The sequence below is a fragment of the Novosphingobium fluoreni genome (genome assembly GCF_014196615.1).
GTDB classification, from domain to species: domain Bacteria; phylum Pseudomonadota; class Alphaproteobacteria; order Sphingomonadales; family Sphingomonadaceae; genus Novosphingobium; species Novosphingobium fluoreni.
On the sequence record NZ_JACIDY010000002.1, the window covers coordinates 407,107 to 431,963 of the forward strand.

The 24,857-nt window shown below is 64.1% G+C and carries 26 protein-coding genes; 6 read left to right on the plus strand and 20 right to left on the minus strand.

Going from position 1 to position 24,857, the window contains the following annotated elements; translation table 11 throughout:
* Position 1: 1 nt before the first annotated feature.
* The 12 genes from rplV to GGR39_RS05690 form a co-directional block, all read right to left on the minus strand.
* Complete coding sequence (gene rplV, locus GGR39_RS05635; RefSeq protein ID WP_058737549.1) at positions 2-379, minus strand: 50S ribosomal protein L22; 378 nt, start codon at positions 377-379, stop codon at positions 2-4.
* The gene (rpsS, locus tag GGR39_RS05640; RefSeq protein ID WP_058737548.1) at positions 379-657 is read right to left on the minus strand and encodes a 30S ribosomal protein S19; all 279 of its coding nucleotides are present in this window, start codon (positions 655-657) and stop codon (positions 379-381) included. Before rpsS ends, rplV begins: the two co-directional genes overlap by 1 nt.
* Before the next feature lie 6 nt (positions 658-663).
* Positions 664-1,500 (minus strand): 50S ribosomal protein L2, encoded by an 837-nt coding sequence (gene rplB, locus GGR39_RS05645; protein WP_058737547.1) that lies wholly within the window; start codon positions 1,498-1,500, stop codon positions 664-666.
* 3 nt (positions 1,501-1,503) lie between these two features.
* On the minus strand, positions 1,504-1,818 hold the full coding sequence (locus GGR39_RS05650) for a 50S ribosomal protein L23 (protein WP_058737546.1): 315 nt from the start codon (positions 1,816-1,818) through the stop codon (positions 1,504-1,506).
* A complete protein-coding gene (rplD, locus tag GGR39_RS05655; protein WP_183616235.1) occupies positions 1,818-2,459 on the minus strand; it encodes a 50S ribosomal protein L4 in 642 nt (213 codons plus the stop codon). The genes GGR39_RS05650 and rplD overlap by 1 nt, the downstream gene beginning before the upstream one ends.
* 4 nt (positions 2,460-2,463) lie before the next feature.
* Positions 2,464-3,219, minus strand: a complete 756-nt coding sequence (gene rplC, locus GGR39_RS05660; RefSeq protein WP_058737584.1) for a 50S ribosomal protein L3 — start codon at positions 3,217-3,219, stop codon at positions 2,464-2,466.
* A 289-nt stretch (positions 3,220-3,508) separates the two neighbouring features.
* Positions 3,509-3,820: a 30S ribosomal protein S10 gene (gene rpsJ, locus GGR39_RS05665; protein WP_007011873.1), complete on the minus strand. Its 312-nt coding sequence runs from the start codon at positions 3,818-3,820 to the stop codon at positions 3,509-3,511.
* Between the two features lie 257 nt (positions 3,821-4,077).
* A complete protein-coding gene (tuf, locus tag GGR39_RS05670) occupies positions 4,078-5,268 on the minus strand; it encodes an elongation factor Tu (RefSeq protein WP_058737544.1) in 1,191 nt (396 codons plus the stop codon).
* A gap of 91 nt (positions 5,269-5,359) precedes the next feature.
* Entirely contained in the window at positions 5,360-7,453 is a 2,094-nt protein-coding gene (gene fusA / locus GGR39_RS05675; protein ID WP_058737543.1) for an elongation factor G, read from the minus strand.
* 129 nt (positions 7,454-7,582) lie between these two features.
* Positions 7,583-8,053 carry a 30S ribosomal protein S7 gene (gene rpsG, locus GGR39_RS05680; RefSeq protein WP_183616236.1) on the minus strand — a complete coding sequence of 157 codons (471 nt, stop codon included), beginning with the start codon at positions 8,051-8,053 and terminating at the stop codon, positions 7,583-7,585.
* 147 nt (positions 8,054-8,200) lie between these two features.
* Positions 8,201-8,572, minus strand: a complete 372-nt coding sequence (gene rpsL, locus GGR39_RS05685) for a 30S ribosomal protein S12 (protein WP_058737541.1) — start codon at positions 8,570-8,572, stop codon at positions 8,201-8,203.
* 231 nt (positions 8,573-8,803) lie between these two features.
* Positions 8,804-9,220: a hypothetical protein gene (locus GGR39_RS05690; protein ID WP_183616237.1), complete on the minus strand. Its 417-nt coding sequence runs from the start codon at positions 9,218-9,220 to the stop codon at positions 8,804-8,806.
* Here GGR39_RS05690 and kdpF point away from each other — a divergent pair.
* The 6 genes from kdpF to GGR39_RS05720 are packed head-to-tail and all read left to right on the plus strand — an operon-like array spanning position 9,219 to position 17,068.
* Positions 9,219-9,308, plus strand: a complete 90-nt coding sequence (kdpF, locus tag GGR39_RS05695) for a K(+)-transporting ATPase subunit F (RefSeq protein WP_058737539.1) — start codon at positions 9,219-9,221, stop codon at positions 9,306-9,308. The genes GGR39_RS05690 and kdpF overlap by 2 nt on opposite strands.
* 10 nt (positions 9,309-9,318) lie before the next feature.
* Positions 9,319-11,022 carry a potassium-transporting ATPase subunit KdpA gene (kdpA, locus tag GGR39_RS05700; RefSeq protein WP_183616507.1) on the plus strand — a complete coding sequence of 568 codons (1,704 nt, stop codon included), beginning with the start codon at positions 9,319-9,321 and terminating at the stop codon, positions 11,020-11,022.
* Between the two features lie 13 nt (positions 11,023-11,035).
* Positions 11,036-13,087 (plus strand): potassium-transporting ATPase subunit KdpB, encoded by a 2,052-nt coding sequence (kdpB, locus tag GGR39_RS05705; RefSeq protein WP_183616238.1) that lies wholly within the window; start codon positions 11,036-11,038, stop codon positions 13,085-13,087.
* A 14-nt stretch (positions 13,088-13,101) separates the two neighbouring features.
* Positions 13,102-13,692, plus strand: coding sequence for a potassium-transporting ATPase subunit KdpC (gene kdpC, locus GGR39_RS05710; RefSeq protein ID WP_183616239.1), 591 nt, complete (start codon positions 13,102-13,104; stop codon positions 13,690-13,692).
* The gene (locus GGR39_RS05715; protein ID WP_183616240.1) at positions 13,689-16,361 is read left to right on the plus strand and encodes a DUF4118 domain-containing protein; all 2,673 of its coding nucleotides are present in this window, start codon (positions 13,689-13,691) and stop codon (positions 16,359-16,361) included. The genes kdpC and GGR39_RS05715 overlap by 4 nt, the downstream gene beginning before the upstream one ends.
* Positions 16,358-17,068 carry a response regulator gene (locus GGR39_RS05720; RefSeq protein ID WP_183616241.1) on the plus strand — a complete coding sequence of 237 codons (711 nt, stop codon included), beginning with the start codon at positions 16,358-16,360 and terminating at the stop codon, positions 17,066-17,068. Before GGR39_RS05715 ends, GGR39_RS05720 begins: the two co-directional genes overlap by 4 nt.
* A gap of 14 nt (positions 17,069-17,082) precedes the next feature.
* Here the strand turns inward: GGR39_RS05720 and GGR39_RS05725 are convergent, their stop codons facing one another.
* The 8 genes from GGR39_RS05725 to GGR39_RS05760 form a co-directional block, all read right to left on the minus strand.
* The gene (locus tag GGR39_RS05725; RefSeq protein WP_183616508.1) at positions 17,083-19,398 is read right to left on the minus strand and encodes a patatin-like protein; all 2,316 of its coding nucleotides are present in this window, start codon (positions 19,396-19,398) and stop codon (positions 17,083-17,085) included.
* Positions 19,399-19,474: 76 nt separating this feature from the next.
* A complete protein-coding gene (locus GGR39_RS05730; protein ID WP_183616242.1) occupies positions 19,475-20,275 on the minus strand; it encodes a TrmH family RNA methyltransferase in 801 nt (266 codons plus the stop codon).
* Positions 20,276-20,281: 6 nt separating this feature from the next.
* Positions 20,282-20,560, minus strand: coding sequence for an HPr family phosphocarrier protein (locus GGR39_RS05735; RefSeq protein ID WP_058737533.1), 279 nt, complete (start codon positions 20,558-20,560; stop codon positions 20,282-20,284).
* Positions 20,557-20,961, minus strand: coding sequence for a PTS sugar transporter subunit IIA (locus tag GGR39_RS05740; protein WP_058737532.1), 405 nt, complete (start codon positions 20,959-20,961; stop codon positions 20,557-20,559). Before GGR39_RS05740 ends, GGR39_RS05735 begins: the two co-directional genes overlap by 4 nt.
* A gap of 48 nt (positions 20,962-21,009) precedes the next feature.
* Positions 21,010-21,981: an RNase adapter RapZ gene (gene rapZ / locus GGR39_RS05745; protein ID WP_058737531.1), complete on the minus strand. Its 972-nt coding sequence runs from the start codon at positions 21,979-21,981 to the stop codon at positions 21,010-21,012.
* A 45-nt stretch (positions 21,982-22,026) separates the two neighbouring features.
* Entirely contained in the window at positions 22,027-22,461 is a 435-nt protein-coding gene (locus tag GGR39_RS05750; protein ID WP_343055790.1) for an HPr kinase/phosphorylase, read from the minus strand.
* Positions 22,458-24,026 (minus strand): sensor histidine kinase, encoded by a 1,569-nt coding sequence (locus tag GGR39_RS05755; RefSeq protein WP_183616245.1) that lies wholly within the window; start codon positions 24,024-24,026, stop codon positions 22,458-22,460. Before GGR39_RS05755 ends, GGR39_RS05750 begins: the two co-directional genes overlap by 4 nt.
* The gene (locus tag GGR39_RS05760; RefSeq protein ID WP_183616246.1) at positions 24,019-24,795 is read right to left on the minus strand and encodes a response regulator transcription factor; all 777 of its coding nucleotides are present in this window, start codon (positions 24,793-24,795) and stop codon (positions 24,019-24,021) included. Before GGR39_RS05760 ends, GGR39_RS05755 begins: the two co-directional genes overlap by 8 nt.
* Between the last annotated feature and the right edge of the window lie 62 nt (positions 24,796-24,857).

Genomic DNA, 24,857 nt, shown 5'->3' on the forward strand with positions numbered 1-24,857 from the left:
CTCAGGCCTCCTCGACTTCGCGAACGACGATCCGCAGGCGCGAAAACGGCTTGAGGATGCGAGTGGACTTGCCGCGACCGCGAGCGTGGAAACGCTTCATCGTGATCGACTTGCCCACCGAAGCCTCGGCCACGACGAGCGCGTCGACGTCCAGGTTGTGGTTGTTTTCCGCGTTGGCGATTGCCGATGCGAGAACCTTGCGAGCCTCGTCGGCCATGCCCTTCTTGGAGAACGCGAGAATGTTCATCGCATCCTCGGCGCGGCGGCCGCGAATCAGGCCGGCAACGAGGTTGAGCTTCTGCGCCGAACCACGGATCGTGGTGTTGACGGCCAGAGCCTCCTTGTCACCGACGCGACGGGGTGCTGCTTGCTTGCTCATCAGCGCTTGCCCTTCTTGTCGGCGGCGTGGCCGGGGAAGCTGCGGGTGGGAGCGAACTCACCCAGCTTATGACCGACCATGTCCTCGTTCACCGCGACGGGGATGAACTTGTGACCGTTGTAGACCTGGAACGTCAGGCCCACGAACTGCGGGAGAATGGTGGAGCGACGCGACCAGGTCTTGATCGGACCAGCGCGGGTGCCGGCATCCTGCGCGACTTCGGCCTTCTTGAGAAGGTAGAGGTCGACGAAGGGGCCTTTCCAGACGGAACGTGCCATCGTGACTTACCTCTTCTTCTTGGCGTGACGCGAACGGATGATCATCTTGTCCGTCTGCTTGTTGTGACGAGTGCGAGCACCCTTCGTCGGCTTGCCCCAAGGCGTGACCGGGTGACGACCACCCGAGGTCCGGCCTTCACCACCACCGTGCGGGTGGTCGACCGGGTTCTTGGCGACACCGCGCGTCAGCGGGCGACGACCCATCCAGCGCTTGCGACCGGCCTTGGCGAGAGTCTGGTTGGCGTTGTCGGGGTTCGACACCGCACCGACCGTGCCCATGCAATCGCCGCGAAGGTAACGCTGCTCGCCCGAGTTCAGGCGAACGATGACCATGCCGCGGTCACGACCGACGACCTGCACATAAGTACCGGCCGAACGGGCGATCTGGCCACCCTTGCCGGGCTTCATCTCGACGTTGTGGCAGATCGTGCCGACCGGCATCTGCGCCAGCAGCATCGCGTTGCCGGGCTTCACGTCGGTCTTCTCACCGGCGACGACCTGATCGCCAACGCCCAGGCGCTGCGGCGCCAGGATGTAGGCCAGTTCGCCGTCTTCGTACTTGACGAGAGCGATGAATGCCGTGCGGTTGGGATCGTATTCCAGGCGCTCGACCGTGGCAGGCTGGTCCCACTTGCGACGCTTGAAGTCGATGTAGCGGTACTTTTGCTTGTGACCGCCGGCGATGCCGCGCGAGGTCACGTGGCCCTTGTTGTTGCGGCCACCGGTCTTGTGCTTGCCTTCGGTCAGCGCCTTGACGGGCTTGCCCTTGTGCAGGCTGGACTTGTCGACGAGGACCAGGCCGCGGCGAGCGGGGCTGGTCGGGTTATATTTCTTCAGTGCCATCGGTTAGCCCCGCACGCCTTCGGTGATGTCAATCGACTGGCCTTCGGCCAGCGTGACGATCGCCTTCTTCACGTCGCTGCGGCGGTATTCCTTACCGCGCCAGCGCTTGGTCTTGCCCTTGACGACGATCGTGTTCACGCCGGTCACCTTGACGGAGAACAGCGCTTCTACGGCAGCCTTGATCTCGGGCTTGCTTGCCTTGTCCGCCACTTTGAAGACGACGGCGTTATGCTCGGAAAGCATCGTCGACTTCTCGGTGATGTGGGGCGAGAGGATCACGTCGTAATGACGCACATCCACCTGCTGGTTCTTAGCCATTATTCAGCCACTCCCGTGGGGGCGAAACGCGCCTCCAGCTTCTCGACAGCCGAGCGGGTCAGCACCAGCGTGTCATGCTTCAGGATATCGTAGACGTTGGCGCCCACGGCAGGGAGCACGCTCACACCGACGAGGTTGCCGGCAGCGCGTGCGAAGTTCTCGCTCACGGTGTCGCCGTCGATCACCAGGACCTTCTTGCCCCAGTTCGCCTTTGCGAACTGACCGGCCAGAGCCTTGGTCTTGGCTTCGACGCCGTCCAGCGTGTCGACCACGATCAGGCCGCTCTGGGCCTTGGCTGAAAGAGCCATCTTCAGGCCAAGCGCGCGAACCTTCTTGTTGAGCGAAGGATTGAACTCGCGGCGACGGGCACCGTGAGCCTTACCACCGCCGATGAAGACGGGAGCAGCGCGGTCGCCGTGACGAGCGGTACCGCCACCCTTCTGGTTGCCGAACTTCTTGCCGGTGCGGGCAACGTCGGAACGCTCGCGCGTGGCGCGGGCAATGCCGCGGCGCTTCTCGAGCTGCCAGGTGACAACGCGGTGGAGGATGTCAGCGCGCGGCGCGAGGCCGAACACGTCGTCCGAAAGCTCGATATCGCCGTTGGCGTTCGAACCGTCGAGATTGAGGACCTGTACCTTCATGCGATCAGCCCTCCTGACCTTCGGTGGCCTCAGGCGCAGCGGTCTCTTCCGCAGGCGTGTTGGCAGCCGTGTCGTTGCTGTTGGCGGCCTGCTTCAGGCCGGCGGGGTAGGGCGCTTCCGCGTGACGGGAAACCTTGACGGCGTCCGAAACGGTCAGCCACGCGTTCTTCGAGCCGGGGACAGAGCCCTTCACGAAAAGCAGGCCGCGCTCGTCATCGACGCGCACGATCTCAAGGTTCTGCTGAGTACGCTGGCGGTCACCCATGTGGCCAGCCATCTTCTTGTTCTTGAAGACCTTGCCGGGATCCTGGCGGTTACCGGTCGAACCGTGGGCACGGTGCGAGATGGAAACACCGTGGGTGGCGCGCATACCGCCGAAGCCCCAGCGCTTCATGGCGCCCTGGAAGCCCTTACCCTGGGTGTGGCCAGCTACGTCGACCAGCTGGCCGGGGACGAAATGCGAAGCGGCGATGGTGGCGCCCACTTCCAGCACGGCGTCGTCTGCCACGCGAAACTCCGCCACGCGCTGCTTGAGCGAGACATTCGCTTTGGCGAAATGCTCACGCTGCGGCTTAGCGACGTTCTTCTGCTTGGCTTCGCCCGCACCGAGCTGGACCGCGACATAACCGTCGGTGTCAGATGTACGGACCGAAATCACTTGGTTGTCTTCCAGCGCCAAGACGGTGACCGGCACATGCCGTCCGTCCTCCTGGAAAAGCCGGGTCATCCCGACCTTTTTGGCGATCACGCCAGTACGCATGACCATAACTCCTAACAGAGGCCTGCCGAGACCATCTCGACAGGCGTGTCCAGCCCTGGTTCGATGCGTGCCCCCGTCCGGGCTGGGTGCCTCCTGGAACAGGCCGAAGCCTGCGGAAGCGAGACGGGGGACGCATTCCCGATCCGAAGACCGGAGGTATCCCTTGTGTCCGCGGCGGGTTTTGGTCGCTGCGGCTCTGTCTCGTAGCGCCGTTGGCGCCAGAGCCGGACTCGAGGAGCCCGGAAGGAATGTGGCCCTTAGGCCAAAACAATCGCGTCGGGAAGAGGCTTTATGCCAGCTTGATCTCGACGTTCACGCCGGCGGCCAGATCGAGCTTCATCAGCGCGTCCACCGTGGCAGCGTTCGGCTGCACGATGTCCAGCAGGCGCTTGTAGGTGCGAACTTCAAACTGCTCGCGCGACTTCTTATCGATGTGCGGACCACGGTTGACCGTGAACTTCTCGATCTTCGTCGGCAGGGGGATGGGCCCACGGATCAGAGCGCCGGTGCGGCGGGCAGTGTCGGCGATTTCGCCGGTGGCCTGATCCAGCACGCGGTGATCGAACGCCTTGAGGCGAATGCGGATGTTTTGAGCTTCCATGTCCCTACCGATGAGAAAGAGCAAAGGGGCGATGCCCCAGAAGAAATTCGAAGCGCGCCCTTACGTGCATGAAGGGATTCGCGCAAGGGTTGATCGTGAGAAATGTGGGTACGCCGGCAAGCACCCCGTCTCTCTATCGCTTCAGTATTCCGGAAATAGCGCGCGATGTGATGTCGGCGGGTTAGCCGGACAAGCAAAAAGCCCGGCCTCCTTTCGGAAGCCGGGCCTCTTGTTCGGTATGATCCGAAGAGCTGTGCTTACTTCGTGATCTTGGCGACGACGCCCGAACCCACGGTGCGGCCACCTTCGCGGATAGCGAAGCGCAGGCCGTCGTCCATGGCGATCGGAGCGATCAGCTTGACCGAGATCGTGACGTTGTCACCCGGCATGACCATCTCGGTGCCCTCGGGAAGGATCACTTCGCCGGTTACGTCGGTGGTGCGGAAGTAGAACTGCGGGCGGTAGTTGGCGAAGAACGGCGTGTGACGGCCACCTTCGTCCTTCGACAGCACGTAGACTTCGGCGTCGAAGTCGGTGTGCGGGGTCACGGTGCCCGGCTTGGCCAGAACCTGACCACGCTCAACGTCTTCACGCTTCAGGCCGCGAACCAGAGCGCCGATGTTATCGCCAGCTTCACCCTGGTCGAGCAGCTTGCGGAACATTTCGACGCCGGTGACGACGGTCTTCTGGGTGTTGCGAATGCCGACAACTTCGACTTCCTCGCCAACCTTGACGATGCCGGTCTCTACGCGGCCGGTCACAACCGTACCACGACCCGAGATCGAGAACACGTCCTCGACCGGCATCAGGAAGGGCTTGTCGGTCGGGCGAGGCGGCTGCGGGATGAACTCGTCAACGGCCTTCATCAGCTCAAGGATCTTCTCCTTGCCGATGTTGTCGTCGCGACCTTCCAGAGCGGCCAGAGCCGAACCCATGACGATGGGGATGTTGTCACCATCGAAGTCATACGAAGACAGCAGCTCGCGCACTTCCAGTTCGACCAGCTCGAGCAGCTCGGAGTCGTCGACCTGATCGACCTTGTTCATGAACACGACGAGCTGCGGAACGCCGACCTGGCGCGCCAGCAGGATGTGCTCGCGGGTCTGCGGCATCGGGCCGTCAGCAGCGTTCACAACGAGAATAGCGCCGTCCATCTGGGCGGCACCGGTGATCATGTTCTTCACGTAGTCGGCGTGGCCCGGGCAATCGACGTGTGCGTAGTGGCGCGCATCGGTCTCGTATTCGACGTGTGCGGTCGAGATCGTGATGCCGCGCTCGCGCTCTTCGGGAGCCTTGTCGATGTTGGCGAAGTCAACGGCTTCACCGCCGAATGCTTCGGCCATGACCTTCGTGATCGCGGCGGTCAGCGTGGTCTTGCCGTGGTCAACGTGACCGATGGTGCCGATGTTGCAGTGCGGCTTGTTCCGCTCGAATTTAGCCTTCGCCATTGTTCAAACCTTCTGTTCGCTTGATTTTGGTTCTGTGGGAAATGAGCGACGCCCACCGAAACAGGCGCCGCCCCTAGAATGATTGCGCCTTTTAGGCAAGCTTCTCCTTGACCTCGGCCGCGACGTTTGCCGGAACCTCGTCATAGTGGGAGAAGAACATCGAGTAGTTTGCACGACCCTGCGTGAACGAGCGCAGCTGGTTCACGTAGCCGAACATGTTCGCCAGAGGCACCATGGCTTCGACGACCTGAGCGTTGCCGCGGGTGTCGGTACCCTGGATCTGGCCACGACGGCTGTTCATGTCGCCGATGACGTCGCCCAGATATTCCTCGGGGGTGACGACTTCGACCTTCATAATCGGCTCGAGCAGTTTGATACCCGCCTTCGAAGCCACTTCGCGCATCGCACCGCGACCGGCGATTTCGAACGCCAGGGCGGACGAGTCGACGTCGTGGTACGAACCGTCATAGAGGTTGATGTCGAAGTCGATGATCGGGAAGCCGACCAGCTGACCCGAGGCGGCCGTCTCGCGCATGCCCTTCTCGATCGCGGGGATATATTCCTTCGGAATGTTACCGCCCTTGATTTCGTCGGTGAAGGTGATGCCCGAACCGCGCTCGCCCGGCGTGACCTTGACCTTCACGCGGCCGAACTGACCGGTACCGCCCGACTGCTTCTTGTGGGTGTAGTCGACGTCGACGGGCTTAGCGAGATACTCGCGATAGGCCACCTGCGGCGCACCCACGTTGGCCTCGACCTTGAACTCGCGACGCATGCGGTCGACGATGATGTCGAGGTGAAGCTCGCCCATGCCCTTGATGATGGTCTGGCCCGATTCGTGGTCGGTCGAGACGCGGAACGAGGGGTCCTCGGCCGAGAGACGATTGAGCGCGACGCCCATCTTCTCCTGGTCGGCCTTGGTCTTGGGCTCCACGGACAGTTCGATAACCGGCTCGGGGAATTCCATCCGCTCCAGCACGATCGGCTGACGCTCGGCGCACAGGGTGTCGCCGGTGGTGGTCTCCTTCATACCGGCCAGCGCGACGATATCGCCCGCGAAGGCCTCGTCGATGTCCTTACGGTCATTGGCGTGCATTTCGAGAATGCGGCCGACCTTCTCCTTCTTGTCCTTCACCGAGTTCAGGTAGCCACCCTTGGTGAGCGTGCCCGAATAGATGCGGATGAAGGTGAGCGAGCCGACGAACGGATCGTTCATGACCTTGAAGGCGAGGGCCGAGAACGGCGCGTTGTCCTCAGGCGGGCGGCTGTCCTTCTCGTCGCTGTCCATCTTGACGCCCTGAACGTCTTCGATGTCGAGCGGCGAAGGCAGATAGTCGACCACGGCGTCGAGCAGGGGCTGAACGCCCTTGTTCTTGAACGCCGAACCGCACACGACCGGCACGAACGCGTGGCCCAGCGTACCCTTGCGGATCAGCTTCTTGAGCGTCGCGACGTCAGGCTCGTTGCCCTCGAGATAAGCTTCCATTGCCTCGTCGTCCTGCTCGACCGCCAGCTCGATGAGCTTCATGCGGTACTCGGCAGCTTCGTCGGCCATGTCGGCGGGGATCTCTTCGTAGAAGAATTCGGCGCCCAGCGCTTCGTCCTTCCAGATGATCGCGCGGTTATGCACCAGATCGACCAGGCCCTTGAGGTCTGCTTCCATGCCGATGGGCAGATACAGCACCGCAGGGGTCGCGCCGAGGCGGTCGATGATCGACTGCACGCAGTACTTGAAGTTCGCGCCGGTGCGGTCGAGCTTGTTGATGAAGCACATGCGCGGCACGCCGTACTTGTCGGCCTGACGCCACACCGTCTCGGACTGGGGCTCCACGCCGGCCACGCCGTCGAAACAGGCAACCGCGCCGTCGAGCACGCGCAGCGAACGCTCGACTTCGATGGTGAAGTCCACGTGGCCCGGGGTGTCGATGATGTTGATGCGATATTCTTCACCCTTGCCGCTGTCTGCCTTCCAGAAGCAGGTGGTGGCAGCGGAGGTGATGGTGATGCCGCGTTCCTGCTCCTGCTCCATCCAGTCCATGGTAGCGGCGCCGTCATGGACTTCGCCGATCTTGTAGGACTTGCCGGTGTAGTAGAGGATACGCTCGGTCGTGGTCGTCTTGCCGGCGTCGATGTGCGCCATGATGCCGATATTACGGTACATCGAAAGCGGATGGCTGCGTGCCATGATCTTAGTCCTTGGGTGTGCGGGGGAGGGGAACCGCCCGTTAGATAGGTTCCCGGCCCCTCAATTAAAAGTGTGACGCCGCGATGACGAGCGCACCTTGTCGCCAGGCTCGAGGCCTGGCGATCGGCATTACCAGCGGTAGTGCGAGAAGGCGCGGTTGGCGTCGGCCATGCGGTGCGTGTCTTCGCGCTTCTTGACCGCGTTGCCACGGTTGTTGGCGGCATCGAGCAGCTCGCCCGAAAGACGCGCCGACATCGTGGTTTCGGGGCGGTTGCGCGCTGCGGTGATCAGCCAGCGGATGGCGAGAGCCTGGGCGCGCTCGGGACGCACTTCGACCGGAACCTGATAGGTCGCACCACCTACGCGGCGGCTACGGACTTCTATCTGCGGTGCGACGTTGGTCAGCGCGGAGTGGAACAGCTGGACCGGATCGGCCTTACGGCGGGTCTCCATGGTTTCCATAGCGCCATAGACGATCGCTTCGGCGACCGACTTCTTGCCGTCGTACATGAGGTTGTTCATGAACTTGGACAGGATGAGATCCCCGAACTTGGGATCGGGCAGGATTTCCCGCTTCTCGGGACGACGACGACGTGACATTTGCTTGAACTCCTTCGGAGTGCGGCAAACCCATCTGGGTTCGCCTTGCGGCACCGGCCCGCTCCCCCACCCGGCCTCCCACAGGATGCCCATGCAGGGCGTCCGGGTGGGGAAGCGGGCCGGTGCCGGCCTTAGCGCGGTGAAACCTTACTTCGGACGCTTGGCGCCGTACTTCGAGCGGCTCTGCTTGCGGTCCTTGACGCCCTGCGTGTCGAGCACGCCGCGAAGGACGTGGTAGCGCACGCCAGGAAGGTCGCGAACGCGGCCGCCGCGGATCAGCACGACCGAGTGCTCTTGCAGGTTGTGGCCTTCACCCGGGATGTAGGTGATGACTTCGCGCTGGTTGGTGAGGCGAACCTTGGCGACCTTGCGCAAAGCCGAGTTCGGCTTCTTCGGGGTCGTGGTGTAGACGCGGGTGCAAACACCGCGCTTCTGCGGGTTCTGCTCCATCGCAGGGACCTTTGACTTGGCCTTCTGCGGCTCGCGACCCTTGCGGATCAGCTGGTTGATCGTGGGCATTGCGTACTCTTCTTCCTGAAGTAGGAGTGCGATGGATCCGGTCCGCGCGCCTTGCGTAAGGTAGCGCGGAACGGACCCGTCGCACCCCGGTCCACTGGTGTGGCGGGAGGGGAAGAGAATAGCCGGTATCACGAAAAAGTCGTTGGTCCGGCGCAGCGCCTTCGCGCTTCGATCCGGACGGAACCACCGTCACGTGAGCCGAAAAACACTCCACCCGACGCACCCGCCGGATTACTTTGCCGCACGATCCTGGAAGAATTCCCGCGAGGCGAAACCCCGCAACCGGACGACAATGTTCAGCTCTTGATCCCACGGGCAAGCCCGGATGGGATGGGCGCCATTAGCCGCAAGGTCGGTGCAGGTCAAGCGCAGCGGGCTGGCCTGCCGATCGGCGGCCGACTTAGCTGCGAAAAGTATGGAATCATACGAAGAACATACGGCCAGCGCCGGTTGCTCGTCTCGAATTCCAACGTCGCCAGCGCTCAATAGGGTTCCTGCAAACGACTCGCCTCCCGCCGTGGGGTGCCTTGAGCGTTCAGGAGCATCGACATGCAAGACAGCCTCTGGATCGGCCTCTTCCTTTTCCTCCTGATCGGGAGCCTCGGCTACGCCGCGCTCTGCGATCGGGCCTGAGAGGACACCGGTCATGACAATCGACTTATGGCTCGCGGGCATCACCGCGCTGGGCCTGCTGATCTACCTGGTGGCCGTGCTCGCGCGGCCCGAGCGGTTCTAGGAGGGGCATGATGACCTTCCAGGGGTGGCTGCTGATCGCAGTCTTCACCGGCATTCTGTTGGCACTCGTCAAGCCGATCGGCCTATGGCTTTTCGCGCTCTACGAGGGGCGGCGGACGCCGTTGCATGTGTTGCTGGGGCCGGTAGAGCGGGGCTTCTACCGTCTTTCCGGCATCGATCCGGACGAGGATCAGTCCTGGCGCCGATACGCGGTGCACATGCTGATCTTCAATGCGGCGTTGATGCTGCTGACTTACGCAGTGCTGCGCGCGCAGGCGTTGCTGCCGCTGAACCCGCTGGGCTTTGGCGCAGTGAGCGAACACCTGGCGTTCAACACGGCGATCAGCTTTGGGGCGAACACGAACTGGCAGAGCTATGCCGGTGAGTCGACGATGTCGAACCTCAGCCAGATGCTGGGTTTGACGATCCACAATTTCCTCTCGGCGGCGACCGGTATCGCGCTGGCGTTTGCGCTGTTTCGCGGGTTTGCCCGGCGCAGCGCCACCGGCATCGGTAACTTCTGGGCCGACGTCACCCGGGTGACGCTGTACCTGCTGTTGCCGTTGTCTATCGTCCTGGCCGTGTTCTACATCGCCAGCGGTGTGCCGCAGACGCTGGCCGGTTCGGTCGATATCGCCACGCTGGAGGGCGCGAAGCAGACGCTGGCGCTGGGGCCGGTCGCTTCGCAAGAGGCGATCAAGATGCTGGGCACCAACGGTGGTGGCTTCTTCAACGCCAACTCCGCGCATCCATTCGAGAACCCGACGGCGCTGACCGACCTTGTGCAGATGCTCTCGATCTTCGCGATCGGCGTGGGCCTAACGTATTGCTTCGGCAAGGCCGTGGGCAACACGCGACAGGGCTGGGCGATCCTGGCGGCGATGATGACGCTGTTCCTGGCCGGAACCACGATCGCCTATTGGCAGGAAGCGGCAGGCAATCCAGTGTTGCATGGCCTGGGCCTGCCCGGTGGCAACATGGAGGGCAAGGAAGTGCGCTTCGGCATCGCCGCAAGCTCGCTGTTCTCGGTCATCACCACGGCCGCATCCTGCGGTGCCGTCAACGCGATGCACGATAGCTTCACGGCGCTGGGCGGCATGATCCCGCTGTTCAACATGCAACTGGGCGAAGTGGTGATCGGCGGCGTGGGCGCGGGTATCTACGGCTTCCTGCTGTTCGCCATCCTGGCCGTGTTCGTGGCCGGGCTGATGGTGGGGCGCACGCCCGAATATGTCGGCAAGAAGATCGAGAGCCGGGAGGTGAAGCTTTCCGTCCTCGCCATAGCGGTATTGCCGCTGTGCATCCTGGGCATGAGCGCGGTTGCGTCGATCATCCCGGCTGGTCTGGCGGGGCCACTCAACAAGGGGCCACATGGCTTCTCGGAGATCCTCTATGCCTTCACCAGCGCGGTGGCCAACAACGGGTCGGCATTTGCCGGTCTGACTGCCAACACGCCTTTCTACAACGGCATGCTGGGCGTGGCGATGTGGATTGGCCGGTTCTTCATCATCATCCCGATGCTGGCGGTGGCAGGCGGTCTCGCGGCCAAGAAGCACACGCCGGAGTCCGCAGGCAGTTTCCCGACGACAGGGTTGCTGTGGACCGGACTGCTGATCGGCATCGTGCTGATCGTGGGTGGCCTCACCTTCCTGCCCAGCCTCGCGCTTGGTCCCATCGCCGATCATCTCGCGATGATCCGTGGCCAGCTTTTCTAAGGATAACCGGCACATGGCCCGGAACTCTCAGGCTTCTTCGAAGTCTCTTTTCACCGCCGAACTGATCGTTCCCGCGATCGGCGACGCGTTTCGCAAGCTCAATCCCAAGGAACTGATCCGCAATCCGGTGATGTTCACCACAGCCGTCGTGGCCCTGCTGCTGACCGTCTTGCTAGTGGTCGGCCAGGATGGCCTTGGCATCGGTTTCAAGCTCCAACTGGTTATCTGGCTGTGGCTGACCGTCCTGTTCGGCACCTTTGCCGAGGCTTTGGCGGAAGGCCGGGGCAAGGCGCAGGCCGCATCCCTGCGCGCCACCAAGGCCGAACTCACCGCCAAGCGCGTGAAGGGCGCCATCGACTCCGGGGTGGTTGAGGACGTTCCCGCCAGCGCGCTTCGCAAGGACGATGTGGTGCTGGTGCAGACTGGCGATCTTATCCCTTCCGATGGCGAAGTGATCGCCGGCGTCGCCTCTGTCAACGAAGCCGCCATCACCGGCGAAAGCGCGCCGGTTATTCGCGAGGCCGGTGGCGATCGCTCGGCCGTGACCGCCGGCACCCGCGTCATCTCTGACGAGATCCGCGTGAAGGTGACGGTGAACCCGGGGCAGGGCTTTCTCGATCGCATGATCGCGCTGGTCGAAGGCGCGGAACGGCAGAAGACGCCGAACGAGATTGCGCTCACCCTGCTGCTCGTCGGCCTCACGATCATCTTCCTGATCGCAGTCGGCACGATCCCGGCTTTCGCGACATACGCGGGCGGCAGCATTCCGGTTTCGATCCTGGCCGCGCTGTTGATCACCCTGATCCCGACGACGATCGCCGCCTTGCTTTCAGCCATCGGCATCGCCGGCATGGACCGTCTGGTGCGCTTCAACGTGTTGGCAAAGTCTGGCCGCGCGGTCGAGGCGGCGGGCGACATCGATGTGCTGCTGCTCGACAAGACCGGCACGATCACCATCGGCGATCGTCAGGCGACGGAGTTTCGCCCCGTCGGCGGCATCGACGTGCGTGAACTGGCCGAAGCCGCCTTACTCGCCAGCCTGGCGGACGAAACGCCCGAGGGCCGCTCCATCGTCGTACTGGCGCGCGAAAAGTTCGGCCTCGATCTGGCGGCACTTCCGGCTGGGGCCGAGGTCATTCCGTTCACCGCGCAGACGCGCATCTCGGGCGTCGATACCGGCGGCCGCGTGGTGCAGAAGGGCGCGGTCCAGGCGATCCTGAAGGCCAATCCGGGTGCGGGCAGCACGGCCGCCGCCACCGAACTGCGCCGGATCACCGACGAGATCGCCCGCGCAGGCGGCACGCCTCTGGCCGTAGCGGTCGACGGTACTTTGCTGGGTGCGATCTTCCTGAAGGATATTGTCAAGGCGGGTATCCGCGAGCGGTTCGGCGAGTTGCGCGCGATGGGTATCCGCACGGTGATGATCACCGGCGACAACCCGCTGACCGCTTCGTCCATCGCCGCCGAGGCCGGGGTCGATGACTTCCTCGCCGAAGCTACGCCCGAAGACAAACTGGCGCTGATCCGCAAGGAGCAGCAGGGCGGGCGCCTGGTGGCGATGTGCGGCGATGGCACCAACGACGCGCCCGCCCTGGCGCAGGCCGACGTGGGCGTGGCGATGAACACCGGTACCCAGGCCGCGCGCGAGGCGGGCAACATGGTCGACCTCGACAGTGACCCGACCAAGCTCATCGAGGTGGTGGGCCTGGGCAAGCAATTGCTGATGACTCGCGGCGCGCTGACCACATTCTCCGTAGCCAACGACGTCGCCAAGTATTTCGCCATCATCCCGGCGATGTTCGTGGCGCTTTATCCGGGGCTGGGCGTGCTGAACGTGATGGGGCTGGGCACGCCGGAAAGCGCGATCCTGTCCGCGATCATCTTCAACGCGCTGATTATTCCGCTGCTGGTACCGCTGGCGCTGAAGGGCGTGAAGTACAAGCCGATGGGGGCCGGGCCACTGCTGGCGCGCAACCTGGCGATCTACGGCCTGGGCGGCCTGCTCGCGCCCTTCCTGGGCATCAAGCTGATCGACCTTGCGGTGAACGGCATCGGCCTCGCGTGATCTGGAGACGCACCATGAACAACGATATTCTTTCTTCCCTGCGCCCCGCCATCGTGATGACCGTGCTCTTCGCGGTCGTGCTGGGGCTGCTCTACCCGCTGGCGATGACCGGCATCGGACAAGCGCTGTTCCCTGCCCAGGCAAATGGCAGCCTGGTGACCGAGAATGGCAAGGTGGTCGGCTCCAGCGTGGTCGGCCAGGCCTTCACTTCGAACCGCTATTTTCAGACCCGCCCCTCCGCCGCCGGCAAGGGGTACGACGGCCTCGCCTCATCCGGCTCCAACCTGGGACCTGCATCGCAGGTTCTGGTGGATCGGGTGAAGGCGGACATCGCCGCCAAACAGACTGCTGCACCCGGTCGACCTGTTCCGCCCGACCTGGTGACAACCTCCGCCTCGGGGCTCGATCCTGATATCACCCCCGAGGCGGCCTTTTATCAAGTGGATCGCGTAGCTCGCGTCCGCAACCTCGATCCCGCCATCGTGCGCCGTCTGGTAAGCAACAGCGTGGACCAGCGCTTGTTCGGTTTCCTGGGGGAACCGCGGGTGAATGTGTTCGCCCTCAATCGACGGCTGGATGCAATCGGCGCTAGACAGGCGCAGTGAGCCAGACAGACCGACCATCGCCCGAAGCCCTCCTGCGCGCCGCCGCGCAGGAGGGCCGTGGCCGTTTGAAGATATTCCTTGGCGCAGCTCCCGGTGTTGGCAAGACGTGGGAGATGTTGTCCGACGGTCGGCAGCGGCGCGAGTCCGGCGTTGACGTGGTGATCGGCGTGGTCGAAACCCACGGGCGGCGCGAAACCGAGGCGTTGGTCGAGGGCCATGAGATCATCACCCGGCGCAGTGTCGACCACGTCGGCCACAGCCTGGGCGAAATGGACATTGATGCGCTGCTGGAACGCCGCCCGCAGCTGGCGCTGGTGGACGAACTGGCCCACACCAACGCGCCCGGCAGCCGCCATCCCAAGCGCTATCAGGACGTGCTGGAACTGCTGGACGCAGGGATCGACGTCTATTCCACGCTCAACATCCAGCACGTCGAAAGCCTGAACGATGTCGTCGCCTCGTTCACGCGCGTTCGCGTGCGTGAAACGGTGCCGGACTCGGTGCTGGAGCAGGCCGAGATCGAAGTGGTGGATATTCCACCTGACGAGCTGATCGAGCGACTGAAGGACGGCAAGGTCTATATCCCGCACGAGGCGACGCGCGCCCTGGGGCACTTCTTTTCCAAGTCCAACCTAACGGCCTTGCGCGAACTGGCGCTGCGCCGCGCCGCGCAGGCGGTCGATGCGCAGATGCTGGAGCATGTGCGAGCTCATGCGCTGGCGGGCAACTTCGCGGCGGGGGAGCGGATCGTCGTGGCGGTCAGCGAACATGGCCATGCCGGCGGTCTGGTGCGCGCTGGCAAGCGATTGGCCGATGCGCTCAAGGCGCCATGGACGGCGGTTCACATCGAAACCGCCCGCGACCGCGCCTATACCGACGACGAGCGGCGACAATTGGCGGACAATCTCGCGCTGGCTTCCCGCCTCGGAGCGTCGACCGCCAGCATTCCCGCGACCGGGGCATTCGAAGGCCTGCGCGATTTCGCGCGCGAAGCGCGGGCGACGCAGATCGTACTCGGCAAGTCGGAACGGTCCTGGTGGTTTGAGTGGCGCCACGGCTCGGTGGTCGATCGGCTGGTGCGGGAAGTGGGCGAGGTGGCGATCCACGTCCTGCCCGCCGGTGAAAGCCCCGGCCCATCACACCGCCCGCAGCGCCTGGCGTTGCCCGGTGCCTGGGGTGATCCGGATGACTACTTGTGGTCATTGCTGATGGTGGCGGCGATGACGGTGCTAGGCCGCCTGCTGCTGCAAGTGATCGACCTCAGCAACATATCGCTGCTCTATCTGGTGCCGGTGATGTTCGCCGCGGCGACCTTCAGCCTGCGCGCCGGGCTGTTCGCGGGCATCGCGTCCAGCCTGGCGTACAACTTCTTTTTCCTGCCGCCCACCGGGACGCTGACGGTCAGCAATCCGGAGAACGTGATCTCGATTCTGGTGCTGCTGGGCGTGGCGATCGTCACCAGCCAGTTCGCGGCACGGGTGCGGGCGCAAGCGAACCTGGCGGGATCGAGTTCGCGCCAGAACGCCGCGCTGGCCGGCTTCTCCCGTCAGCTGACGGCGGTAGCGACAGGGGACGAATTGATGCAGGCGATCTGCGCCGATATCGCGCGCCTGCTGGATGTGCGCACCGCGCTGTTGCTGCCATCCACCAACGGCCCGGACTTGCAGGCCGCGTTCCCGCCTGAGGACCGGCTGGGCCAGATCGAGCTGGCAGCCGCGCAGTGGGCGATCGATAACGAGCAGCCTGCCGGTCGCGGTTCCACCACTCTCACCGCTTCGGACTGGCTGTTCCACCCTCTGCGCACGTCTCGCGGGGTGTTGGGCGTGCTGGGCATTGCGCGTCAGGATGCGGGCGAGCCGATCCGGTCGGACCAGATGCCCTTGCTGATGAGCCTGCTGGACCAGGCCTCCATTGCGCTCGATCGGATGGCGTTGCAGAAAGAGAACCTAGAGGCGCGGGCGATCGGTGAGCGCGATCGGCTGCGCTCGGCGCTGTTATCGTCGGTCAGCCACGATCTGCGTACTCCGCTGACGACGATCCTGACAGCGGCGCAGCAGATGAAGGCCCACCCTTCGCCCGATCTGGCCGAGACGATCGAGACCGAGGCGCAGCGGCTGAACCGCTTCGTCGCCAACTTGCTCGACATGGCCCGGATCGAGGCGGGGGCATTGCCGATGAAGGTGGAGCCGACCGATCTGTTCGATGCCGTGGCCAGTGCCGCGCATGACACGCGCATCTCGTTGCAGGGGCACAAGGTGGTGGTCGATATCCCGGCGGACATTCCGCTCGTAAGGGTGGATCCGGTGCTGCTGCACCACTGCCTGATCAACCTGCTGGACAACGCCGGGCGCTATGCGAATGCGGGTACGCCGATCACGATCCGGGGCCGCCGCCTGCCGGATGCCTTGCTGCTCTCTGTGATCGACGAGGGACCAGGCATCCTGCCGGGCGAAGAGCGGCGCGTGTTCGAAACCTTTACCCGGCTTCAGGGTTCGGATCGGGTGCGCCACGGCACCGGGCTGGGCCTTGCGATCGTGAAGGGGTTTGCAGAAGCGATGGGCCTGTCGGTGGAAGCGGCCAACAACCATGATCCCCATGGCGCATGCTTCACGATCCGCCTGCCCGAAGCCTTGCTGCTGACCCAGATCGACAGCGGCGACGTGCCATGAAGAATCGCCCGAAAGTCCTGGTGGTGGACGATGAGCCGCAGATCCGCCGCCTGATCCTCGCCGCGTTGGGGAGGGCCGATTACTTGGCCATCGAGGCGCAGAACGCGCGTGAGGCAATGGCGATGCTGCGCGATCAGCAGCCAGAGGTCGTGCTGCTCGATCTGGGGCTGCCCGATCGTGATGGCTTGGAACTCGTGCCACTGATCAAGCAGAACCCCGGCGTCACCGTGATTGTCGTGTCCGCCCGTGATGCTACGGATGAGAAAGTCGCGGCGCTCGATCTGGGCGCGGACGACTATCTTACCAAGCCGTTCGATACCGACGAACTGCTGGCGCGCCTGCGCGTCGCGTTGCGCAACCGAGTGACGCGGACCGGTGGTTCTCCGCTGCTGACAGCGGGCGATGTCAGCATCGACCTGCTCGATCGCCTGATCACGCGCAACGGCGACGAGGTACATCTGACGCCCAAGGAGTTCGCGATCCTGGAGCAACTGGCGGCTATGCCGGGCCGGGTGATCACGCATAAGCAGATGATGAGCGCGGTATGGCCCCGCCAAACCGAGCAGCGCGTGGAATACCTGCGCGTCCTGATCCGCAGCTTGCGGCAGAAGCTGGAGGCCGATCCGCAGAATCCGCAGCTGATCTGCAACGAACCGGGCATCGGCTATCGCCTGCGTCTACCGGCTGCCGCGAACACCAACCACTGATGCAGTCGGCCAATTCAGGCCGGAGATTCTAGTACGGCCTTGCGGAGGCGGGGTATTAGGCCCGGATCGGCCACGAGGCGATCGGCCTCCTCGTCCAGGATCGCCAGGAACGCGGCCCGCTTGGACGCTTGCAGGTCCGCCCCCGCCATGGTGCGATCCGGTTCCAGCGTGGAGGCGATCAGGTCGATCATCCGCTCGGCACCGTGCAGGCGCCCCCACAGATAGTCGTTCTCCCGGTAGGAGCGGCTGAAGAACGCCCCAAAATTGTAGAACTCGCAACCACGAAGCAGCGGCTCATCGGTGGGGTGAGGGATGGCGTGGCAATCGTCGGGACTGATCCGGTCAACACGCACCGGGTCGAACTCGGTCAGGCTCTCGCTGCGCAGCAACGGCAGGGTCACGGCATCGTAAAACGGGAAGCCCAGATACGTGAACAGCATCCGCCGCCGCAGTGGCGATGGCATCGCGGCCATGGCCTGTGCCAGCAGTTCGTCCACTTCGGCGTCGATCCGCACAAGGTCGCGCTGCCGGGCGACGTGGGCGATCAGCGCGCCGGGATCGGTGAAGACATTGCGGGCCAGCGATGGAAACGCCTCTCCCAGTGCCGCCAGCGACTCCTGCGCCAGGTAGAGCGATAGCGCGTGGTAGATCGCGGTGCGGGCATTGTCGCGATCAAGCTCCGTCGTGTCCTCATCTTCCGTGCCCTCCTGCGTCACCCGGCGCGCCAGCAGGCGCAGTCGGCGGATGCGAAATGCCAGATCGTGCAGGCGGAAGAAGGCGATCATCGCGGGCGAGCGCGCATCGCGCAGGCCGTTCTCGTGATCCCAAATGTGGGCGGCCAGATAAGTGGTGAGTTGCTCCTTGATCGGTGCGGCAGATGGCAACGCCATTTCCGGCGCAGCTTCCAGAACCAGGCCGGCGATGGTGGCAACGATACCGCGAAACTTGCTTTGAGCGTACCCATGGTAGGCATAGCCGGCTTGCTCGAACGCCGCCTGCTGCGCACGGGCGCGCCACGCGGCCAGGCGCTTGGCATTGGGATGATCGAGGAAGAACGTCCGGCCGAACAAGCGATCCACCGTTTCTTCGATTTCCGGGCGCAGCGCCTCGATGATCTGCCGCAAGTTCGCCATGTCGCGTGATTTGCGTTCGATCGCTTCCAGATTGTCGCGGATCGGCTGCTCGCGCGGGATGGCGGACAGCGCCCCGAAGATGACCGAGAAGAACCCGGGCGCCTTATCATCTTTACGCCGTGCGCCGCCGGTCCGATCAGGGGTGGGGTCTATGTAGACGATCCGCCGATCGATCTCACGCGTGGCGGGCCGATCGCGCAGGACGGCCATGGCATCGGCGAAGGGGGCGTTCACCAGCACCGATCCATCGATCAGGGACACGCGATCGATCTCTGCGCGCCGGGCATGTTCGGGCATCGTCCGGCGAAGAAAGCCATCGCGATCCGGCCAGGAAAGGCTTTCCTCTTCGACGAGCTGATCGATCTCATCCACGCGCAAAGCGGGAAAAGCGCCGGGGAAGCTGGCAGAGGCGCGGGCCGCCATCACCAGTTCGGGGATCGCGCCAAAAGTCGCCTTGCCGCCGACTGCGGCGCGAAAGCTGAATGTCAGCCGATGCTCGCTTTCCAGCACCAGTGCGGGAGAATGCAGCCGCAACGTTTCGAGGTGGCCCGTGAAGTCGGTCGCGGTGACGAACAGGTCCAGCGGATGGCCCGCCGGCAGGAGCGGAGCCTGGGCGGGGGCCTGCGCCATCGCCGTCACCGCGCGGCAGAGCAGCCGCGAAAAGCCGATGCCGCTGAACGGCGGCTCGAACCAGCGGGACCGGATCAGCCGGGAGAGCTTCTCCCGCACCTCCGCGCGAGTTTCGGGCGCAACAGTCTCGCTGACGGCGTTGCCCGGCCGATGCAGCAGGTAGTTCACCAGCGGTGTCGCCCAAAACTTCGCCGCGCGCGATCCCGGGCGGGCATCGGGGTCCAGCAGGACATCGACATCGGCCGTTTCCAGCCACAACTCGGTCAGGGGCTCGAGTGATTGTCCGGAGTGAATGGCCTGGGCCAGGAACACGCTGTTGATGCCCCCGGCGCTCGCCCCGGCGACGATATCGGTGAGGACGCGCAGGCGAACCCCATGTTTGGCCTCCAGCGCGCGCAAAAGATCGAGATAGACCGCGATGCTGCCGCCAGGCTCATCGTCGCCAGACCCGAAAGCGCAGCTGGCCTGCAGCGCTTTCCACAATTCCTTGGTGACGCCGTGCATGTAGACGGCAAGGCTGACCCCGCCGTAGCAGACAAGCCCGATCCGCAGTTCCTTCTGCCGCATCGTCGGATTGTGGCAGAGCCCGTCCGCCGACGCCACCACCTATGTCGAACGCGACCTTCGCGGGAGGGGCGAACCGTTAGCCCTCCAGTCGGGCAAGCGCCTCATAAGCCAGGACGGCTCCGGCCACGGCGGCATTCAGGCTATCGGCCCGGCCGCGCATCGGGATGGTGACACGCAAGTCGCACTCCGCCTCGTAAGTCTCGGGCAAACCTTGCGATTCGTTGCCGATCAGGAGGAAGCACGGCGCGGCGTAGGCGGCTTGGCGGTAGTCCGTGGGATCGCGCAGAGAGGCTGCAACGAGTTGCCCCGGGCCGCTGCGAAGCCAGGGTATGAATTCGTCCCAGCGCGCCGTGCCTATCCGTTGCGTGAAGACCGCCCCCATGCTCGCCCGGACGGCTTCTACCGAAAAAGGATCCGCGCAGTCGTCGATCAGGATGAGCCCGCCCGCACCCACCGCGTCGCCCGTGCGCAGCATGGTGCCCAGGTTGCCCGGATCACGCAGCGCCTGTGCCACCAGCCAAATCGGCGCGGCGTGACGATCAATCCCGGCCAAGCGCGTATCGAACTCGGCAAAGACGCCGGCCACGGCTTGCGGGTTGTCCTTGCCCGTGACCTTGGCAAGAATATCCTCGTCCATCTCGATCACTTCGCCGCCACTTGCCACGACAGCGCGCTCCAACTCGTCGAGGAGGGGGTGGGGTGGACGGCCGCTGGCCATCACCAGCTGCTCGGGCAGGATGCCGCAAGCGCGCGCATCGGTCAGCAGGCGCAGTCCCTCGGCGAGGAACTTGCCCTCACGCCGGCGGTGTTTCTTCTCGCGCAAGGAGCGCAGGAACTTGACGGTGGGGTTGGAGAACCCGGTGATCGTGCGACGCAAGGCGGCTCAGTCCTCGCCGAAGCCGTCCTTGACGAGACCGGCCAGTTGACCCAGCACGCGCTCGGCATCGTCCCCTGAAACGGCGATCTCGATCGTGTCGCCCTTGGCCGCGCCCAGCATCATCAGGCCCAGGATGGAGCCGCCCGCGGCCTCTACCCCGTCCTTACTGACGGTGACGGTGCAGCTTGGCGGCAGATCGCTGACCAGGTTGACGAACTTGGCGCTGGCCCGCGCATGCAGGCCGCGCTGGTTAACGATGACAATGTTTTCGCGGCAATCGATCATGCATCCTGCCCCAGATATTCCGACGCAATCGTGATGTAGTTGCGCCCGGCATCGCGCGCGGCCGACGCAGCCTCGCGCACCGACATGCAGCGGCGGGCCTTGGCGAGACGGATCAACATCGGCAAATTGATCCCGGCGATCACCTCGACTGTGCCGGATTGCATCAGCGAAATGGCGAGGTTGGAGGGCGTGCCGCCGAACAGATCGGTCAGGATGACGACGCCTTCGCCTTGGTTAACGTCTTTGATCGCACGCGCGATTTCCGCCCGGCGCTGCTCCATGTCGTCGTTAGGGCCGATGCAGACGGAGACGACCGCGGGTTGCGCGCCGACCACATGCTCCATGGCTTTCACGAACTCGACAGCCAGATCGCCATGCGTGACGAGGATCATGCCGATCATTGGGAAACACCGCTCCGAAAATGCTGTGAACGCAACCGCGCGTCTCTCCTAGTGGTCACGTCGCGGGCTTCCTTCCAGAAGGTCGGCGGCACGTGCGCCCAGGTTGCGGTGCAGCAATGTGGGCGAAAAGCCACGCTCACGCAAGGCCGAGACCATCTGCATCGCGGTGAAGACTGACCGATGACGGCCGCCGGTGCAGCCAAATGCGATATGCACATAGGATTTTCCCTGAGCACTGTAGCGCGGAAGCAACAGCAGCAGCAGGTCGCGAATCCGCTCGAACGCCTCGGCGTAAGCGGGATCGCGCTGGATATGTTCGCCCACGGCCGCATCTTCGCCGGTGAGAGGGCGCAGTTCCGGTACCCAATGCGGATTGTCGAGAAAGCGCATGTCGAACACCAGGTCCGCCACCGGAGGCATCCCGCGTGAGAAGCCGAAGCTGGAGACGGTGATCGTCAGCTCCTTGCTGTCTTCGTCTCCAAAGCGTTCGCGCATGGCGCGCTGCAGATCGTTGCTGGTGAACTCGGTCGTGTCGACGAGGATGTCCGCCCAACGACGCAACGGTGCAAGCAGTTCGCGTTCGGCGCGGATGCCGGTCGCCACAGGGGTGTCTCCGGCCAGCGGATGGCGGCGGCGCGTCTCGTTATAGCGCCGCTCGAGCTCCTGGCTCGAGCAATCGAGAAACAGTGTGGTGATCTCAAGATCGGACCGGGTGCCCAGCTCCTTCACCATTCGGATGATCGCTTGAGGGTCAAAGCCGCGCGTTCGGGAATCGAAGCCGATCGCCAGTGCTCCGCGGGTTTCGCCGGTGGCTTGTCCGAAGGCCTGTGGGGTATCGATCAGCCGATCGAGCAGCCGGATCGGGAAGTTGTCCACCACCTCCCAGCCCAGGTCTTCCATCACGCGCAACGCGGTTGTCTTGCCCGCGCCCAGCATGCCGGTCACCAACATCAGGCGCTGACGTTGGCCAATCTCGCTGCCGGAACCAGTCTTGCCGCTGGAAGTAGACTCGTCTGTCATGGAAACACGCTTGTGCGCCTTGTGGTGCGCGAAGGGAAGACCGCCTTAAGTCCAATTTCCCGGACCGGGACGCCCAAAATGACGCAAGGCCAACTCGACTTTCAGAGCGGGGGGCGCGGGCTCAGGCCAGAGCGACACGGCGGGCACGACGATGCCTTGCCTGTCAACCGCCTGCGCCGCCTCGATGTAGCGGGGAGCATCGGCGCGCAGCTCTATCAGCAGTGCAATCTCAACCGGATCGCCGACCGGGAAGGGCAGGATGCCAAGGTTGCGCACTTCAAGCAGGCCTTCGGTACGGGGATGGGGCAGGGCGATGAGCCGCCCCTCGATGGACCGGAGCAGCACCCCGTCATCACCCACGAGCACCGCTCCTCGATCGATCAGCGCCAGCGCGAGAGCCGATTTACCGCTTCCCGGCGGCCCCTCGATCAGGACGCCTCGTCCCCCGATCGCGACACATGTGGCGATGTGGGGCGTCACTGGCGTTCCCTCCACAAAGGCAGGTTCATTTCCAATCGCGCCCCAGCTTGGCCATCGGTGCGCGATGTGGCGATCAGGCGGCCAAAATGCGCCTCGACGATGGTGCGTGCGATGGCGAGACCCAAGCCACTGTGCCGGCCGAATTCCTCGTTTGCGGGTCGCAACGAGTGAAACCGCTCGAACACCTTCTCGCGCACGCTTGCGGGGATGCCCGGCCCCAGATCGGAAATCGCCACGATCACGCGGTCGCCCTCTTGCGCCAGTTCGATCTCGATCACCGCGCCTTCGGTGGAGAAAGACACCGCGTTATCAAGCAGGTTGTGCAGTACCCGCTCCAGCCGCGCAGGATCGCCCGGCACCACCATGTCGGCGTCGTCCAGGCGGCTAACGATCAAGCGGCAGCTACCGTTTACCTTGCGTGTGTCCCGCTCGGCCACGATCGCCAGGACCAGCCGCAGCATGTCCACCGGCTCGAACGTGGTGCGGCTCAACTGCGCATCGATGCGGCTGGCATCCGCGATCTCGGTGATGAGAAAGTCGACCCGGCGCACATCATCTGTGGCGATGGCCACAAGCTGGCGGCGCAAATCCGGATCGGTCACCCGGTCGAGGTTCTCCAGCGAATTGCGCAAGGAGGCGAGGGGATTCTTCAATTCATGAGAAACATCGGCCGCGAAGCTCTCCACGGCGTCGATCCGCTGGCGCAGCGCCGTGGTCATGTCCGAAATCGCGCGCGCGAGCAGTCCGATCTCGTCGCGACGGTCCGGCAGGCGTGGCACCACCACCTTGCGGTCCCGCCCGAGCCGAACACGCACGGCTGCCCGCACCAGGGTACGCAAGGGATCGACGATCGTGCGAGCAAGGAACAGGGATAGCAGGATCGAGATCACCAAAGCTGCGCCGACGATAATGGCCAGCGTTTGGCGGGCTTCGCGCACATATTCGGTGATATCGCGGGCATTGCGCGTCATCAGCAGGGCTTCACCGCCACTGCCCACCGGCGTGGCGGCAGTGATCACCGGCGTCTGGTCCGGCGCGGCGCGGCGGCGCGAGACGGTACTGGTGGAGCGTAGCGCGTCCCCGATCTCGGGCCAGTTGGCAGCATCACTGTCGGCTGGGTCGCGGTAGGGTGGTGTGGGCGATGCGCCCAGCACGAAGTCCATCGCCCGATCCAAGGTTCGCGCCGCCTTCTGCAAGGGTGGCTCGCGCGCGGGATCGATAAAGGCGAAAGAAGGCGGCGCCAATGCGAAGCTGTCCGCCACCAGCTCTCCCGCCTTGTCGTAAAGACGCAAGCGCAAGTGCTGCATCGCGCCGATCCGCGCCATCAGCAGTTTCTGCTCGGCGCGTGGCTGGCCATTCAAGGCCGCCGCCGTCACCTCCGCCTCGATCCGCGCCAGCCGGAACCGCTCGGCGAACAATTCGCGGCGATAGCTGTCGATGTAAAATAGACTGCCGGCCATCAGCGCCAGAGCGATCACGTTAACAGCCAGGATGCGCGAAGTGAGCGACACACCCCAGGGCCAGCGCCGGGGCACCGTCAGCCGCTGGCGCCAACCATCACCCATCTGAAAACGAATATCCCGCGCCATAGAGCGTATCGATCGCGTCGAACTGGGGGTCCACGGCGCGGAACTTGCGGCGCAGGCGCTTGATGTGGCTGTCGATGGTGCGGTCGTCCACGAAGACGTCCTCGCTATAGGCGGCGTCCATCAACTGATTGCGGCTTTTCACAACGCCGGGCCGCATCGCCAGCGCCTCCAGGATCATGAATTCGGTCACGGTCAGCGAAACTGCCTTTGCATCCCAGGTGATGTGATGGCGGGCCGGGTCGAGCGACAGTCTGCCGCGCATGATCGTGCTGACCTGCTCTTCGCCCGAGCTGGCCTCCCCCAGACTGCGGCGCAGTTCGGAACGGCGCAGGATGGCGCGGATGCGGGCCACGAGCAGGCGCTGGCTGAACGGCTTGGCGATATAATCATCAGCGCCCAGGGCCAGTCCCAATGCCTCGTCCGGCTCCTCATCCTTGGATGTCAGGAAGATAACCGGCAGCGCCGATTGCGCGCGCAAGGCCTCCAACAGTTGCAGTCCGTCCATACGAGGCATCTTGATATCGAAGATCGCCAGGTCGGGCGGATTGTCGAGCAGGGCCTTCAAAGCGGTTTCGCCATCGGTATAGACCCGCGTCGCAAAGCCCTCCGCCTGAAGTCCAATAGAGACGGCGGTCAGGATGTTGCGATCGTCATCGACCAGGGCGATGGTCTGCTGGCGCGGAGATGGGACGGGGCCAGGCGATCCGCTGCTGGGCGCATTATCGGGGCCTTGCAAAGCAGTCATCGATGAAGCCACCGCCGATTAGTTATCAAATTGGAACAGGCGTGTGGGGGGTAACCGCTTGG